Origin of the sequence: Streptomyces chengmaiensis, assembly GCF_029846775.1 — a bacterium.
GTDB classification, from domain to species: domain Bacteria; phylum Actinomycetota; class Actinomycetes; order Streptomycetales; family Streptomycetaceae; genus Streptomyces; species Streptomyces chengmaiensis.
Window position 1 is genome coordinate 32,970 of the sequence record NZ_JARWBG010000042.1, and the last position, 15,434, is coordinate 48,403.

Sequence of the window (15,434 nt, forward strand, 5' to 3'; positions counted from 1 at the left end):
TACTTCCAACTCCCCCTGGTGGTTTGGGTGTCAGCTCAGCGAAGGGCGTTCGGCAGGTCAGCCCACAGATGGGCGGCGCTCTCCGCTCCTTTGAGAAGCAGGTCCAGTTCGACCTTTTCGTTGGGGGCGTGCCAGCCGTCGGAGGGGACGGAGACGCCGAGGAAGAGGACGGGCGCGCCGAGGACGTCCTGCAGGTCGGCGGCCGGCCCGGAGCCGCCCTCGCGGGTGAAGCGGACCTTCTGGCCGTCGAAGGCACGGGACATGGCGCGGGCTGCCGACTGCAGGGCGGGGTGGTCGAGCGGGGTCAGGCAGGGGCGGGTCGGGGCGCCGAACTCGATCTCGTGGCGGATGCCCCGGGGAAGCTGCGCGGCGACCCAGTCGCGCACCGCCAGTTCGATCTTCTCGGGGTCCTGGCCCGCCACAAGGCGGAAGGACAGCTTGATCCGGGCGGAGGCCGGCACGATCGTCTTCCCGCCGGGGCCCTGATAGCCGCCGCCGATGCCGTTGACCTCGGCGGTGGGGCGGGCCCAGACGCGCTCCAGGGTGGAGTAGCCGGCTTCGCCGAGCGTGCCGTGGGACTTGGCGGTGCGCAGCCAGGACGCCTCGTCGAAGGGGAGCTCGGCGAAGAGCTCTCGTTCGGCGTCGGTGAGCGGGGTGACGCCGTCGTAGAAGCCGGGAACGGCGACGCGCTCCTCGGCGTCGTGCAGGGCTGCGACGAGGCGGGCGGCGGCGGTGGCCGGGTTGGGGACCGCGCCGCCGAAGGAGCCGGAGTGGATGTCCTGGTCGGGGCCGTACAGGGCGATCTCGCAGTCGGCGACGCCGCGCATGCCGGTGCACACGGTGGGGGTCGTCTCGGACCACATGCCGGTGTCCGAGACGATCACCGCGTCGGCGGTGAGGCGGGCGGCGTTGGCTTCGACGAGGGTGCGGAAGTTCGGGGAGCCGGACTCCTCCTCGCCCTCGATCAGCAGCTTGAGGTTGACGGCCGGCGCGGTGCGGCCGGTGGCGGCGAGATGGGCGCGGAGCCCCAGGGTGTGGAAGAAGACCTGCCCCTTGTCGTCGGCCGCGCCGCGGCCGTACATCCGCCCGTCGGCGGTCTGCGGCTCGAAGGGGTCGGTGCGCCAGCCGTCCTCGCGGGCGGCGGGCTGTACGTCGTGGTGGCCGTAGACGAGGACCGTCGGCGCGTCCGGGTCGTCGGACGGCCAGGAGGCGAAGACGGCGGGAGCGGCGGGCGCGGCAGGGGCGGCGTCCCCGGAGCCGTCCGGGGTCCAGACCTCGGTGATCGGGAAGCCGGTCTCCTTGAGCTTCTCCGCGAGCCAGTCGGCGCTGCGCCGTACGTCCGCCGCGTGCTCGGGCTGTGCCGACACGGACGGGATGCGCAGCCAGTCGGCGAGGTCGTCGAGGAAGGCTGTGCGGTGCTGCCGGACGTACTGTCGGACGGCGCTGTCCGGGGTAGGGCTCATGCTCTTGAGCCTAACGGGCCCGGGGGGCCGTCTCGTCCGCCGTCTCGCCCAGCAGGATGCGCTCCAGCTCGGCCCGGCCGGGCAGGGCGTCGGGGCGGACCACCTCGCCGCTGCGGACGTAGACGAAGGCGGCGGTCACGGCCTGCAGGGGGATGCCGTGCTGCTCGGCCCAGGCGAGGCGGTAGACGGCGAGCTGGAGCGGGTCGGCGGTGTGGCGGCGGTTGGTCTTCCAGTCGACGATCTCGTACTGCGGTGCGCCGGGTCCGGCGGCCGCGTCGGCCGCGGGGGGCGCATCGGTGCGGTAGACGGCGTCTATCCGTCCGCGCACGACCCGGCCCGCGAGCGTGATCTGGAAGGGGGCCTCGACGCGGTAGGGGGTGCGGTGGGCGTACGGGGTGCGTTCGAAGGCCTCCTTGAGGGCGGCGAGGTCGCGCTCGTCGGCGATCTCCGGGTCGTCCTCGTCGCCGCCGGGCAGTTCGTCGGGGCCGAGCATCGGCAGCGGCAGCGCCTCGAAGCGTGACTCGACCCAGGCGTGGAAGCGGGTGCCGCGGCGGGCCGCGGGCTGCGGGGGCCGGGGCATGGGGCGGGCCAGCTCCTCGGCGAAGCCGTCGGGATCGGCGGCGAGACGCAGCAGCTGGGAGGCGGACAGGGAGGGCGGTACGAGGACGTCGTGCACGGCGGCGCGACTGCGGCGCAGTTCCCCGGCGAGTGCGTCGAGGTCGCGGTCCCAGGAGGCGATGGTGCGGGCGTCCTCGGGGGTGAGGTTCGGAAGAGAAGTGTCGGTGGGAGGGGCGTGGCGGGGTGCCGGCAGGGCGACGGGCGCATGGTCCTCACCGGTCCCGCGACCGTCCTCCGGGGCCTCGGGGTCCCATGGAGCGCCGGCTTCCCATGGTTCGGGGCCGGACGGTTCGGGGTCCCATGGTTCGGGGCCGGACGGCTCGGGGTCCCATGGACCGGGGCCGGACGGCTCGGGGTCCCATGGACCGGGGTCCCGGAGGCCGGGCACCTCTGCCTCGCCGTCCCAGTCGTCCACGTGGCCCCAGTCGCCCCAGTCCGGTTCCGGTGCGTCGTCGGGTACGGGGTCGTCATCGGGTACGGGGCCGTCATCGGGCGCGGCCGCCCGCTCCGCGCAGCGTCCGGAGCCGGATGCGGCGCCGGGAGCCGGCTCGGAGCCTGGCTCCTGCGCGGATGTCCGGGCGAGGTGCGCCAGGACGGTGTCGGCGGCCTCGCGGCGGCGGGCGAAGGAGCCGGGGTCGAGCGGCAGGGGCCAGGGCTGCTCGGCGGCGGCGTCCCGCAGGGCCGGGTTCTCCGCGTCCTCGGCCGGTTCGTCCGCCCAGGCCTCGATCTCTCCATGGCCTTGCGCACAGTGCTCGTACAGCTCCCGGAGAAACGGCGAGGGGCCGCGCCGCCGCTTCTGGGTGGGCCCCCACCAGTGGCCTGAGCCCAGCAGCAGGGAGCGGGGCCGGGTGAAGGCGACATATCCGAGGCGCAGTTCCTCGGTGTGCTGGTGGTCCTTCAGCGCCTCCTTGAACGCCTTGATCCCCTTCGGGTCCCAGGACGGCACCACGGGTAGGGTGGCCGCGTCTCCGCGCAGCGGGTGCGGCAGGACCTTGGCCTGGGCGGTCCACGCCTCGCGCGGCTGCTCGCTGGGGAACTGCTTGGCGACCAGCCCGGGAACGGCGACGACGTCCCACTCGAGCCCCTTGGACTTGTGGGCGGTGAGCACCTTGACCGTGTTCTCGCCGCCCGGCAGGGCGTTGTCCAGACCCTTCTCGTACTGGGCGGCGGTGCGCAGAAAGCCGAGGAAGGCCAGGAGCGTGGCCTCTCCGTCGAGGGCGGCGAAGCCCGCGGCGATGTCGAGGAAGCCGGAGAGGGTCTCGCGGCGGCGGGCGGCGAGGGCGTGCGGGGAGGCCGAGAGCTCGACCTCCAGACCGGTGGCGGCGAGGACGCGGTGCAGGACGTCCATCAGGGGGTCGGCGAGGCCCCGGCGCAGCTCGCGCAGTTCGGCGGCGAAGCGGGCGAAGCGGACGCGTGCCTCGGCGGAGAAGGGCAGGCGGTCGTCGTCCTCGTCGGGCGCGGCCGTGGCCAGGAAGGTGTCGAGGGCGTCGGCGAGGGAGATCACTTCGGCGGGGTCGGCGCCTTCGACGGCGGCGGCGAGCCGCTCGTCCGCGTCGGCGTCGTCGGCTGCGCGTTCGCGGTGGACGAGCAGCCGGGCGCGGCGGCCGAGCAGGGCGAGGTCGCGGGGGCCGATCCGCCAGCGGGGGCCGGTGAGCAGCCGGACGAGCGAGGCGTTGGCCCCGGGGTCCTGGAGGACCTCGCACATGGCGACCAGGTCGGCGATTTCGGGCAGATGCAGCAGCCCGGACAGGCCGACGACTTCGACGGGGACGTCGCGGGCCACGAGGGCGCCCTGGATGCGGGGGAAGTCGGCAGCGGTGCGGCACAGGATGGCGATCTCGCCCGGTTCCCGGCCCGTGCGCACGAGGTGGGCGATCTGGTCGGCGAGCCATTCGAGCTCTTCGGCGTGGGTGGGCAGCAGGGCGCAGCGGACGGATCCGTCGCGTTCGGCGCCGGGGGCGGGGCGGAGCGCCTCGACGCCTTCGTGCAGGGCGCGCAGGGGTGCCGCCAGGCCGTTGGCGAGCTGGAGGAGGCGGCCGCCGCTGCGGCGGTTCTCGCTGAGGGCGTAGCGGGTGGCGGGGCGGCCGTCGGCGTGGGGGAAGTGGGCGGGGAAGTCGTCCAGATTGGCCACCGAGGCGCCGCGCCAGCCGTAGATGGCCTGGCAGGGGTCGCCGACGGCGGTGACGGCGTGGCCGGTGCCCTGGCCGAACAGGCCGGACAGCAGCAGCCGCTGTGCGACGGAGGTGTCCTGGTACTCGTCGAGGAGGACGATGCGGAACTCGTCGCGCAGCATCGACCCGACCTCTGGCCGGGTGAGGGCGAGCTCCGCGGAGAGGGCGATCTGGTCGGCGAAATCGAGCAGGTCGCGGGCGTGCTTGGCCTCGCGGTAGCGGACGGTCAGCTCCAGCAGCTCGCGGCGGGCGGCGGCTGCCTCCGGGACCTTGCGCAGATCGGCGTTGGTCAGCCTGGAGTCCTCGAGCGTGCGCAGCAGCTCGCTGTCGTGGGCCAGGAGCTGCTCGGGGCGTACGAGGTGTTCGGCGAGTTCCGCGTCAAGGGCGAGCACGTCGGCGACGAGGAGGGAGAAGGAGCGGGTGAGGGAGGGGTACGGCCCGGGGGCCTCGCGCAGCACGCGGGCGGCGAGCTGGTAGCGGGTGGCGTCGGCGAGCAGCCGTGCGGTCGGTTCGAGGCCGATGCGGAGGCCGTGGTCGGTCAGCAGCTGTCCGGCGAAGGCGTGGTAGGTGGAGATGCGGGGCTCGCCCTGCGGGGCGTCCGGGTGGCCGCCGGGCGTGCCGGGTGCTTCATGGGTGTCGGGGTCGGTCACCCCGGCGCGGACGAGAGCGGTGCGGACCCGTTCGGCGAGCTCGCCGGCGGCCTTGTTGGTGAAGGTGAGGCCGAGGACCTGCTCGGGGGCGACCTGTCCGGTGCCGACGAGCCAGACCACCCGCGCCGCCATGACCGTCGTCTTACCCGAGCCGGCTCCGGCCACGATGACCTGCGGGGCGGGCGGCGCGGTGATGCAGGCCGTCTGCTCCGGGGTGAAGGGGATGCCGAGGAGCTCCTTGAGCTGCTCGGGGTCGGTGATGCGTGCGGTCACCTGCAAGAGGCTAGTAGGGGCCGCTGACAGCGCCTGAAGCCGGCGCTGTCAGCGGCCCCGAAGCCTGGCGGGGGGTGTGCGTCAGCCGCCCAGCTTGGCCGGGTCAAGGACCTGGTCGGCGGGCGGCGCCTCGACGGTGAGGGACGCGTTGAAGTCGGCGAACTGAACCGACTCGGGCTCCTTGCCGCCTTCGGAGGTGAACTTGAGCAGGTAGGGCTCACCGTCCTTGGCCACGTAGTAGGTGAACGTCTCCGCTCCGGCCTTCTTGGTGAGCACGGCGGCCTTCTTGCCGTCGACGTCGGCGTCCTCACCCTTGGCGAGGCCGGTCTTGGAGCGGTCCGCGAGCTCCAGGTGGGTGTCCACGTCGCACATGGCGGCCAGGTCGTCCGGGTCGCTCTCGTCCTCGGGGATCTTGATCCAGCGGCCCTTGAACAGCTCGGCTATGCCGGCGGCCTCCTCGGCGGAGGTGCCGTCCTCCTCGCCCATCTCCTGGTAGTACTTCTCGTCGCCCTTCACATAGGCCGCTTTGCCCACCACTCGTATGTCCGCGCTGCTGCCGCCGGAGTGCAGGGTGCCGCCGCAGTCGCCCTTCTGGGTGATGGCCACGTCGAACTGCATCAGTTCGCCGTCCGCCTTCTTGGAGCCCTTCACCTTCAGGGAGTCCACGGCCTTGGTCGTGTCGAGTGCCTTGTCGGCGATCTGGTCGGCGGTGAGCCCGGCGAACGGGTCCGGCTTCTCCGTCGCCTTCGGCGACGGAGACGCTGCGGGCGTCGACGCGGCGGCGTCGGCCTTCTTGTTCTCGCCGTCCTTGTTGCCGCCGCAGGCGGCCAGGCCCATGGCCGCTGTCACACACAGCGTCGCCGTGACCAGAAACTTCCGGTTGTTCACCGTTCGCGCTCCCCATTTAGGTGCTGCTTATGCCGCACCATCGGACTCGCGTTCCAGCCATATGGATGCACTGCCGAATCGTGATTCGCGTCACTCGACGACATGGCGGCCCTCGGGGCGGGCGCTGCAGGAGGAGCGGAAGGCGCAGTTCTCGCACTGCGAACCGGCGGTGGGGGTGAAGCGCTCGTCGAGGACGCGGCCCGCGGCGCCGGCGAGGAGCTCGCCGACCCAGGCGTCGGCGGGGGGCGCCTGGGACTGCACGCGCGGGAGGGCTTCGCCGCCCTCCTTCTGGGGGGCGGGCCGGCGGAGCTGGACCAGTTCCGCGCCCGCCGCTTCGGGGCGGCGGCCGTCGAACGCATCGTCCACCGCGCCCTCGCGGACCGCCCGCTGGTAGACGGCGAGCTGCGGGTGGGCCGCGACCTCGTCCTTGGTCGGAGCCTGTTTGCCGGTCTTGAAATCGACCACGTACGCATGGCCGTGCCCGTCGGTCTCCACGCGGTCCATGGAGCCGCGGATCCGCACCTCGTACGGGCCTGCCTCCAGGGTCACGTCGAAGGGGTGCTCGGTCGCGGCGGGTGTGCGGCCACCGCGGTCCATGACGTGCCAGCGCAGAAAGCGTTCGAGGGCGGCGCGCGCGTGTTCCTTCTCCTGCCGCGACTTCCAGGGGGCGTCGAAGGCGAGGGCGTCCCAGACCGTGTCCAGCCGTTCCATCAGGACGGCGAGGTCGGCGGGGGTGCGGCCGGAGGCGACCTCGTCGGCGAGGACGTGCACGACGTTGCCGAAGCCCTGGGCGGCGGTGGCGGGGGCGTCGGCCTTCACCTCGCGGCCGAGGAACCACTGCAGGGCGCAGGCGCCGTCGGCGAGCTTCTCCAGGGAGCTTGGGGACAACACGATCGGGTGACTGCGGTCGCGGAGGGGAACGGCGCTGCGGGTGGGTTCGTCCAGCCCCCACCAGCGGAACGGGTGTGCGGCGGGCACCAGTGGCTGGCCCTCGTCGTCGGAGAGCGCGGCGAGGCGGGCGAGGCGGCGGGCGGCGGCCTCACGCAGGGCCGAAGAGGCCTCCGGGTCGACGGTGGCGGCGCGGAGTTCGGCGACGAGCGGGGCGACGGCGAGAGGGCGGCGGGGGCGGCCGGCGACGTCCTTCGGCTCCACGCCGAGTTCGGCGAGGAAGCGGGAAGGGGTGTCTCCGTCGTCGGCGGGGGCCTTGACGGCGGTGACGACGAGCCGGTCGCGGGCGCGGGTGGCGGCGACGTAGAAGAGGCGGCGCTCCTCGGCGAGGAGAGCGCCCGGGGTGAGGGGTTCGGCGAGGCCGTCGCGGCCGATGCGGTCGGCCTCCAGGAGGGAGCCGCGGCGGCGGAGGTCGGGCCACAGTCCCTCCTGCACGCCCGCGACGACGACAAGCCGCCACTCGAGGCCCTTGGAGCGGTGGGCGGTCATCAGGCGTACGGCGTCGGGGCGTACGGCGCGCTTGGCGAGCGTGTCGGCGGCGATGTCCTGGGCGTCGAGCTCTTCGAGGAAGTTGAGGACGCCGCGGCCGCCGGTGCGGTCCTCGGCGCGGGCGGCGGCGTCGAAGAGGGCGCAGACGGCGTCGAGGTCGCGGTCGGCGTTGCGGCCGGCCGCGCCGCCTCGCAGGGCGGCGCGGTGCAGGCGCTGCGGCCAGGACGTGCCGTTCCACAGCAGCCAGAGGGCCTCCTCGGCGGTGCCGCCGCCGTGGAGGAGCTCCTTCGCCTTGTGCAGAAGCGCGCCGAGGATCTGCGCGCCGCGGGCGTACGCGGGGTCGTGCACGACGAGCCGCTCGGGTTCGGCGAGCGCGCGGGCGAGGAGCCGGTCGGAAGGCGGCGGCAGCTTGTTGCCCGCGGCCCGCTCCTCGTCACGCAGGGCGCGGGCGAGGCGGCGGAGGTCGGCGGTGTCCATGCCGCCGAGGGGCGAGGTGAGGAGGGTGAGAGCGGTCTCGGGGTCGAGGGGGTCGTTCCCCCACCCCGCCCTTTCCCGGAACCGGGGCTCCGCCCCGGACTCCGGCGCGCCCGCCTCGCGGCGCGCCCCGGCCGGCTCCCCGGCGAAGCCGTCGGCGTCGCCGGACGGAACACCCCCGGCGCCGCCGGGACCGGACTCGGGCGGCCCCGGCACGCTGCCCTCGGCGTAGGCGGGCGCTCCGTCCGAGCTGCCGCTCCCCGCGCCCACCGCCGCGTCGAACGGCTCCACGCCCCCCGGCAAGCGCCCGCCAGGACCCGCCGCAGAGGCCGACGGCTCGGCCGGGCCCGCCGGATGACCAACGGACGAAGACCCGCGAGCAGCCGCGCCCACCGCCGCGTCGAACGGCTCGACGCCCCCCGGCAAGCGCCCGCCAGAACCCGCCGCAGAGGCCGACGGCTCGGCCGGATCACCGGAAGGCGGTGAAGGCTGTGAAGGCTGTTCGGGGCCCGTTCCGGGCGTGGGAAGCGTGGCTGATACGCGGAGGGCCGTCAGGAGGGAGGCGACGGCCGGTTCATGGCGGAGGGGGATGTCCGCGCCGTCCGTTTCGACGGGGACGCCCGCGGCGGTCAGGGCGCGGCGGGCCGCCGGGATGGTGCGGCCGCCGGCGCGGACGAGGACGGCCATCTGGTTCCAGGGGACGCCGTCTTCCAGGTGGGCCCGGCGCAGGATGTCCGCGATGTTGTCGAGTTCCGCGGAGGCCGTGGGGTAGGTGTACGCCTCCACCCGGCCGCCTTCCCCCACGGCGGCGAGCTCCCGGTGGGCCCGTGCCTTGTCCGCGGGCAGCCGGGGCAGCGGCATACGGCGGGTCAGCAGCCGGGTGGCGGCCAGGAGGTCTGCGCCGCTGCGGCGGGAGCGGGTCAGCACCGCCACCGGGGCGGGCCGGCCGTCGGTGCGGCGGAAGGCGTCCGGGAAGTCGAGGATGCCGTTCACGTCCGCGCCCCGGAAGGCGTAGATCGACTGGTCCGGGTCGCCGAAGGCGACGAGTGTGCGGCCGCGGCCCGCCAGCGCCCGGAGCAGCCGCACCTGGGCGGGGTCGGTGTCCTGGTACTCGTCCACGAAGACCGCGTCGTAGCCGAACGCCTCGTCCGGGAACTCCACCCGCTCGGCCAGCAGGACCGCACGGTGTACCAGCTCGGCGTAGTCGAGAACGCCCTGCAGGTCCAGCACGTCGAGGTACTCGGCGAGGAACGCCGCGGCCGCCCCCCAGTCGGGGCGGCCGGTGCGGTCCGCGAACCGGGCCAGGGCGCCGGGCCCGAGGCCCAGCTCCCGGCTGCGCGCCAGCACCGCCCGCACCTCGTCGGCGAAGCCGCGCGTCGTCAGAGCCGCGCGCAGTTCGTCCGGCCAGCGTATGCGGGCCGCGCCGGCCCGCTCGAAGTCGAGCTGACCGGCCAGCAGCTCCCGTACGGCGACGTCCTGTTCGGGTCCGGACAGCAGTCGCAGCGGCTCGGCGAACAGCTCGGCGTCCTGATGCGCCCGCACCAGCGCGTAGCAGAAGGAGTGGAAGGTCGTCGCCGGCGGCCCCTGCACTCCCCCCAGCCGTACCGCCATCCGGTCCCGCAGCTCCGCCGCGGCCTTGCGGCTGAAGGTGAGCACCAGGATCCTCTCCGGGTCGACCCCGCGCGCCACCCGGGCGGCGACCGCCTCGACCAAGGTGGTGGTCTTTCCGGTCCCGGGGCCCGCGAGCACCAGCAGCGGGCCCTCGCCGTGGTCAACCACCTCCCGCTGGGCTGCGTCCAGGAGAGGGGGCTCGGGCCGGGCCGGCGGGGTGCGCACCAGCCGGTATGCGCCAGGGGTCCGCCGCCGCGCCTGTCGCTGGTGCGGTGCGTATGGCGTACGCCCGGTGGTGGAGGAGGAGCTCACGTGGATCGCCGGTCCTGGTGGGTGTGCTGATGCGGAGAGTGCGGTTCGCGCCGCGGGGAGAGCCGCACGGACTCAGAGACGCTACGTCAGCCCGCGGGGGACGCGCAGTCGGCCGTGCCCGCGTCCGGGCCCGCACGCGCTTCCCTGCTCCGTACGGAACGGCGTGCGCCCGCACCGTCGGCCCGTGGCGGAAGCTGTCATATGTGAGTTCCGCCGCCGTCCCACCGCGCCCGTTTCATATCGATCCGAGGCGTATGCCCCTCCGCTGCGGCCGTCGCCTCCCTCAGCGGGGTCCCCTCCGCGCGGTAGTGCCGGAGCGCGCGCAGCTCATGACCGGGCAGCAGCACCCCGTCCGCGCGGACCACACGCCACCACGGCACCCCGCCCCCGTAGAGGGCCATCACCCGGCCCACCTGGCGTGGACCGCCTTCGTCGAGCCACTCGGCCACGTCTCCGTACGTCATCACACGGCCGGGCGGGATCCGTTCCGCGACCTCCAGCACCCGCTCCGCGTACTCAGGCAGCGCATCCATCCGGCCCATCCTGCCGCACGCCACCGACAATGGCCCCATGAGCGGATCTTCGGGATGCACCCTGATGCCCCCGTTGCCGTCCGCTCGTGCCACCATCGTGCCGGGGGTCCCCCACGCCTCCGGGGCGTAGGGGGAGGTGACCGGTGATACGAGACCAAGAAGAGACAGAGACGGCGAAGGAGCAGGGCGTGCAGCCTCGCATGGCGGCCGGCGCGCCCGAGCCCGAGCCGTATCCGGACGATCCCGGGTCCAGGCGCGCGGCGCACGGCCCGGCCGGCGGCGTGCCCGGACATGCGCAGGGAGCCCAGGGAGCCGACGGCGAAGCCGGGGCCGGCGCTGGCGGAGCCGACGGGATGGGGGAAACGGCCACGGGAGGAGCCGCCGACGGCGAGCCCGCAGGCGGGCGTCCCGGGCCGGTCCGCGACCCGTCCGGGCCGGACGGCCCGCCATCGGAAGGCCCCGACCCGGACGACCCGCCGTCGGACGACCAGTCTTCGGACGACCCCGACCCGGACGACCCGCCATCGGACGACCCGCCGTCGGACCGCCCCTCCCACTCGAAGGGACCGAAGAACCGGAAGGGATCGGAGGAGCCTCGCGAACCCGAGGTGATCCAGGCCGACAGCGTCTCCCGGGACGAGCCGCTGCTCGCCGCGCGCGTGCACCGGCCGTCCGATCTGATGCGGCTGCTGATCGGCATCCTGGCGATCGCCGTCATCCTCGCCGTCGCAGCCTTCGCCCAGGGCACGACCACCGGCCTGGAACAGGACATCGACAAGGGCACGCAAGGAGCCCCCGCCCTCCTCGTCAAGATCGCCGGACTGGCCTCCAGCATCGCCGTGCTGCTCGTCCCCGTCGCCTTCGCCATCGAGCGGCTGGTCAAACGCGACGGGCTGCGGATCGCCGACGGCGTGCTGGCCGCCGTCCTCGCACACGGCGTCACCCTCGCCACCGACCTGTGGGTGGCCGAGGCCGCGCCCGACTCGCTCCAGGACGCCCTGACGCAGCAGCAGGCGGGCGGGGATCTGACCGACCCCGTACACGGCTATCTCGCCCCGGTCATCGCCTATATGACGGCCGTCGGCATGGCCCGAAGACCGCGCTGGCGCGTCGCCCTGTGGGTGGTCCTGCTGATGGACGCCTTCGCGATGCTCGTCGCCGGCTACACCACACCCTTCTCGATCATCCTGACCGTGCTGCTCGGCTGGACTGTCGCCTACGGCACCCTGTACGCCGTCGGCTCGCCCAATGTGCGCCCCACCGGGCAGAACCTCCTCGCGGGCCTTCGCCATGTGGGCTTCCACCCGGTCAGCGCCCGGCGCGCCGAGGAGCCCCCCGTCGAGGCCGAGGCGAACGGCGAGGGCGGCGACCGCGGCCGCCGCTACCTGGTCACCCTGGAGGACGGCCCCCCGCTCGATGTCACGGTCGTGGACCGCGAGCAGCAGGCACACGGCTTCTTCTACCGCCTGTGGCGGCGGCTGACGCTGCGCTCCATCACCACCCGCCGCTCCATCCAGACCCTGCGCCAGGCCCTGGAGCAGGAGGCCCTCCTGGCCTACGCGGCGATCGCGGCCGGCGCCAACGCCCCCAAACTGATCGCCACCTCCGAGCTGGGCCCGGACGCCGTGATGCTGGTGTACGAGCATCTGGGCGGTCGGTACCTGGACGCGCTGACCGACGAGGAGATCACCGACGAGGTGGTGCGGGGCGCCTGGCAGCAGGTGAGAGCGCTGCAGTCGCGGCGGATCGCGCACCGCAGGCTGACCGGCGACGCCGTGCTGGTGGATCGTTCCGGCAAGGTCATCCTCACGGACCTGCGGGGCGGCGAGATCGCGGCCGGCGATGTGGTGCTGCGCATGGACGTGGCACAGCTGCTGACCACGCTCGGCCTGAGGGTGGGCGCGGAGCGCGCCGTCGCGGGCGCGGTCGAGGTGCTCGGCCCTGACGCGGTCGCCGGCTGCCTGCCGCTGCTCCAGCCGATCGCGCTGAGCCGTTCGACGCGGGCGACGCTGCGCCGGCTGGCCCGCGAACGGGCGCAGCGGGAGCGCGAAGCGGTGCTCAAGGCGGCCGAGGCCTCCCACAGGGCGCGTACGGCGGCGGGCGCGGGGGCCGCCGCCGGGGACCGCAAGGCCCAGCGCAAGACCGAACGCGCCGAGAAGCTGGCCGACAAGAAGGCCATCGACGAGGCGCTGGACGAGGTTCGCGAGGAGGATCTGCTCACCCAGATCCGCCACGAGGTACTGCTGATCAGACCCCAGGCGCCGGTGGAGCCGGTGCGGCTGGAGCGGATCAAGCCGCGGACGCTGGTCAGTCTGATCGCCGGCGCGGTCGCCGCCTACTTCCTGCTCTCGCAGATCGCCGGGATCGACTTCGGCACGATCTTCTCGCAGGCGCACTGGGGCTGGGTCGCCGCTGCGGCCGTGTTCTCGGCCCTGAGCTACTTCGCCGCCGCCATGGCCCTGCTGGGCTTTGTGCCGGAGCGGGTGGGCTTCATGCGGACCGTGCTGGCCCAGGTCGCCGGGTCCTTTGTGAAGATCGTCGCTCCGGCGGCGGTCGGCGGCGTGGCGCTCAACACCCGCTTCCTGCAGCGCTCCGGGGTAAGGCCGGGCCTGGCCGTGGCGAGCGTCGGCGCGTCCCAGCTCTTCGGACTGGGCGCGCACATCCTGCTCCTGCTGTCCTTCGGCTATCTGACCGGCACGGAGGAGACGGCGTCGCTGACGCCGTCGAGGACGGTCATCGCCGGGCTGCTGACGGTCGCGGTGCTGGTGCTGGTGGTCACGGCGATCCCGTTCCTGCGGAAGTTCGTGGTCACCCGGCTGCGCTCGCTGTTCGCGGGCGTGGTGCCGCGCATGCTGGACGTGCTCCAGCGGCCGTTGAAGCTGCTCACCGGCATCGGCGGAATGCTGCTGCTGACCGGTGTGTTCGTGATGTGCCTGGACGCGTCGATCCGGGCGTTCGGGGACGGCGCCCAGCCGGTGAGCTATGCCGCGGTCGCCGTGGTGTTCCTGGCGGGCAACGCGCTCGGCTCGGCGGCGCCGACGCCCGGCGGCGTGGGAGCGGTCGAGGGCGCGCTTCTGGGCGGTCTGCTCCTGGTGGGCCTGCCCAAGGACGTGGCGGCCCCCGCGGTCCTGCTGTACCGGACGCTGACGCTGTGGCTTCCGGTGCTGCCCGGCTGGTTCGCCTTCAGCCAGCTCACGCGCAAGGGACTGCTGTAGCCCCGTCGGCGGCGCGGCCGGGGCACTGCCGGCGGCGCGACGGACGCGGTCGGGCGCGCTCCGGACGCTGCCGGGGCGCCGGGCGGCGCGACCACCCGCATGGACCGCCGCGGGGGCGGCCGGGGTCGGGCGGGCGCAGGATGGCGGCATGCCGACCTCTTCCTCCGCCGGGCGGGCCGCCGCGCTCGCCGTCGCCGTGTCCGTGCTGCTGGCCGCGGGCTGCTCGGGCGACGGAGGCGGGGGGAACGACCACGACCGCGCGCAGGATCTGGCCTCCCAGGAGCTCGAGTGGGAAGCCTGCGGGCCTCCCTCGGAAGAGCAGGGGAACGGCCCCGCCCCCTCCCCGCTGCCGGGCGGCGCCGAGTGGGAGTGCTCCGCGATGGACGTCCCGCTGGACTACGACGACTCCGGCGGCGACACCGTCTCCCTGGCCCTCATCCGCGCCCGGGCACGCGACCCCGACCGCCGCATCGGCTCACTGATCTTCAACTTCGGCGGGCCCGGCGGCTCCGGGGTGGCCACGCTGCCCGGCTTCGCCGAGGACTTCGAGACCCTGCGCGCCCGGTACGACCTGGTCAGCTTTGATCCGCGGGGCGTCGGGGACAGCGCGGGGGTGGAGTGCCTGGACGACGAGCAGTTGCAGGCGTACTTCGCCGAGGACGCGACCCCCGAGGACGCGGCCGAGGAGAAGGAGTTCGTCGACGGCATCGAGGAGTTCTCCGACGGCTGCGAGGAGCGGTCCGGCAAGGAGCTGCCGTATGTCGGCACGGTCAACGCCGCCCGCGACATGGATCTGATGCGCCAGGTCCTCGGCGACGACAAGCTGTACTACTTCGGCATCTCGTACGGCACCGAACTGGGCGGCGTCTACGCCCATCTCTATCCGAGGAACGTCGGCCGAGCGGTCTTCGACGCCGCCGTGGACCCGACCAAGAACATGGAGCAGGGCGCGCTCGGCCAGGCCCGGGGCTTCCAGCTGGCTCTGGACAACTTCGCCCAGGACTGCGTCAACCGGGGCGACGACTGCCTGCTGCCCGGAGCGACCGCGAACGAGGTCGTCGACGGGATCATCGCGCTGCTCGACCGGCTGCGGGAGGACCCGATCTCCGGAATCGGGCTGCGGCGGCTCAACGAGACCCAGGCCATCAACGGAATCGCCCAGACCCTGTACTCAAAGGAGTTCTGGCCGCTGCTGGAGCAGGGGCTCGACGAGGCCGACGCCGGCTCCGGAGCGCTGCTGCTGGCGTTCTCCGACTCGCTGAACGGCCGCAACGAGAACGGCACCTACAGCAACATCCAGGCCGCCAACACGGCCATCAACTGCGTCGACTCCAGCGCCCGCTACACCCTGGGGCAGACGAAGTCCAAACTGCCCGAGTTCCGCGAGGCGTCCCGGGTGTTCGGGGACACCATGGGCTGGGCGCTGATGTCGTGCAGCGAGTGGCCGGTGCCGGGTCTCGCGCCCACGCCGGACGTGTCGGCCCCGGGCGCGCCCCCGATCCTGGTGATCGGCACCACCGGCGACCCGGCGACGCCGTACGAGGGCGCGCGGGCCATGGCCGAGGCGCTCGGGGACGGCGTGGGCGTGGAGCTGACCTACGAGGGCGAAGGGCATGGCGCGTACAACACCGGCGACACATGTGTGATGCGGGTCGTGGACGCGTATCTCCTGGAGGGCGCGGTCCCCGAGGACGGCGCCGTCTGCGGCGGATCGCTGTGACAGGGCCACGTCCCGCCGCCCGGCCCGCCCCGAGACGGCCCCGCCCGCGCCGAGACGGCCCGGGACGGT

General features: G+C 73.9%; 7 protein-coding genes. 2 read left to right on the forward strand and 5 right to left on the reverse strand.

What is annotated here, in order from left to right; all coding sequences use genetic code 11:
- Positions 1 to 35: 35 nt before the first annotated feature.
- The 5 genes from QCN29_RS27555 to QCN29_RS27575 form a co-directional block, all read right to left on the reverse strand.
- Positions 36 to 1,463: a dipeptidase gene (locus tag QCN29_RS27555; RefSeq protein ID WP_279931525.1), complete on the reverse strand. Its 1,428-nt coding sequence runs from the start codon at positions 1,461 to 1,463 to the stop codon at positions 36 to 38.
- Positions 1,464 to 1,473: 10 nt separating this feature from the next.
- The gene (locus QCN29_RS27560) at positions 1,474 to 5,175 is read right to left on the reverse strand and encodes a UvrD-helicase domain-containing protein (RefSeq protein WP_279931537.1); all 3,702 of its coding nucleotides are present in this window, start codon (positions 5,173 to 5,175) and stop codon (positions 1,474 to 1,476) included.
- A gap of 81 nt (positions 5,176 to 5,256) precedes the next feature.
- Positions 5,257 to 6,063: a hypothetical protein gene (locus QCN29_RS27565; RefSeq protein WP_279931539.1), complete on the reverse strand. Its 807-nt coding sequence runs from the start codon at positions 6,061 to 6,063 to the stop codon at positions 5,257 to 5,259.
- A 90-nt stretch (positions 6,064 to 6,153) separates the two neighbouring features.
- Entirely contained in the window at positions 6,154 to 9,897 is a 3,744-nt protein-coding gene (locus QCN29_RS27570; protein WP_279931541.1) for a UvrD-helicase domain-containing protein, read from the reverse strand.
- A 197-nt stretch (positions 9,898 to 10,094) separates the two neighbouring features.
- A complete protein-coding gene (locus tag QCN29_RS27575; protein ID WP_279931542.1) occupies positions 10,095 to 10,430 on the reverse strand; it encodes an MGMT family protein in 336 nt (111 codons plus the stop codon).
- A gap of 353 nt (positions 10,431 to 10,783) precedes the next feature.
- Between QCN29_RS27575 and QCN29_RS27580 the strand changes: the two genes are divergently transcribed.
- Both QCN29_RS27580 and QCN29_RS27585 read left to right on the forward strand, forming a co-directional pair.
- On the forward strand, positions 10,784 to 13,645 hold the full coding sequence (locus QCN29_RS27580) for a lysylphosphatidylglycerol synthase transmembrane domain-containing protein (protein ID WP_279931566.1): 2,862 nt from the start codon (positions 10,784 to 10,786) through the stop codon (positions 13,643 to 13,645).
- A 148-nt stretch (positions 13,646 to 13,793) separates the two neighbouring features.
- Positions 13,794 to 15,365, forward strand: coding sequence for an alpha/beta hydrolase (locus QCN29_RS27585; RefSeq protein ID WP_279931543.1), 1,572 nt, complete (start codon positions 13,794 to 13,796; stop codon positions 15,363 to 15,365).
- Positions 15,366 to 15,434: the final 69 nt, after the last annotated feature.

Coding starts and splice junctions, on each gene's coding strand:
- QCN29_RS27555 (WP_279931525.1), bottom strand. CDS start 1,463: ATGAGCCCTACCCCGGACAGCGCCGTCCGACAGTACGTCCGGCAGCAC.
- QCN29_RS27575 (WP_279931542.1), bottom strand. CDS start 10,430: ATGGATGCGCTGCCTGAGTACGCGGAGCGGGTGCTGGAGGTCGCGGAA.
- QCN29_RS27580 (WP_279931566.1), top strand. CDS start 10,784: ATGGGGGAAACGGCCACGGGAGGAGCCGCCGACGGCGAGCCCGCAGGC.
- QCN29_RS27585 (WP_279931543.1), top strand. CDS start 13,794: ATGCCGACCTCTTCCTCCGCCGGGCGGGCCGCCGCGCTCGCCGTCGCC.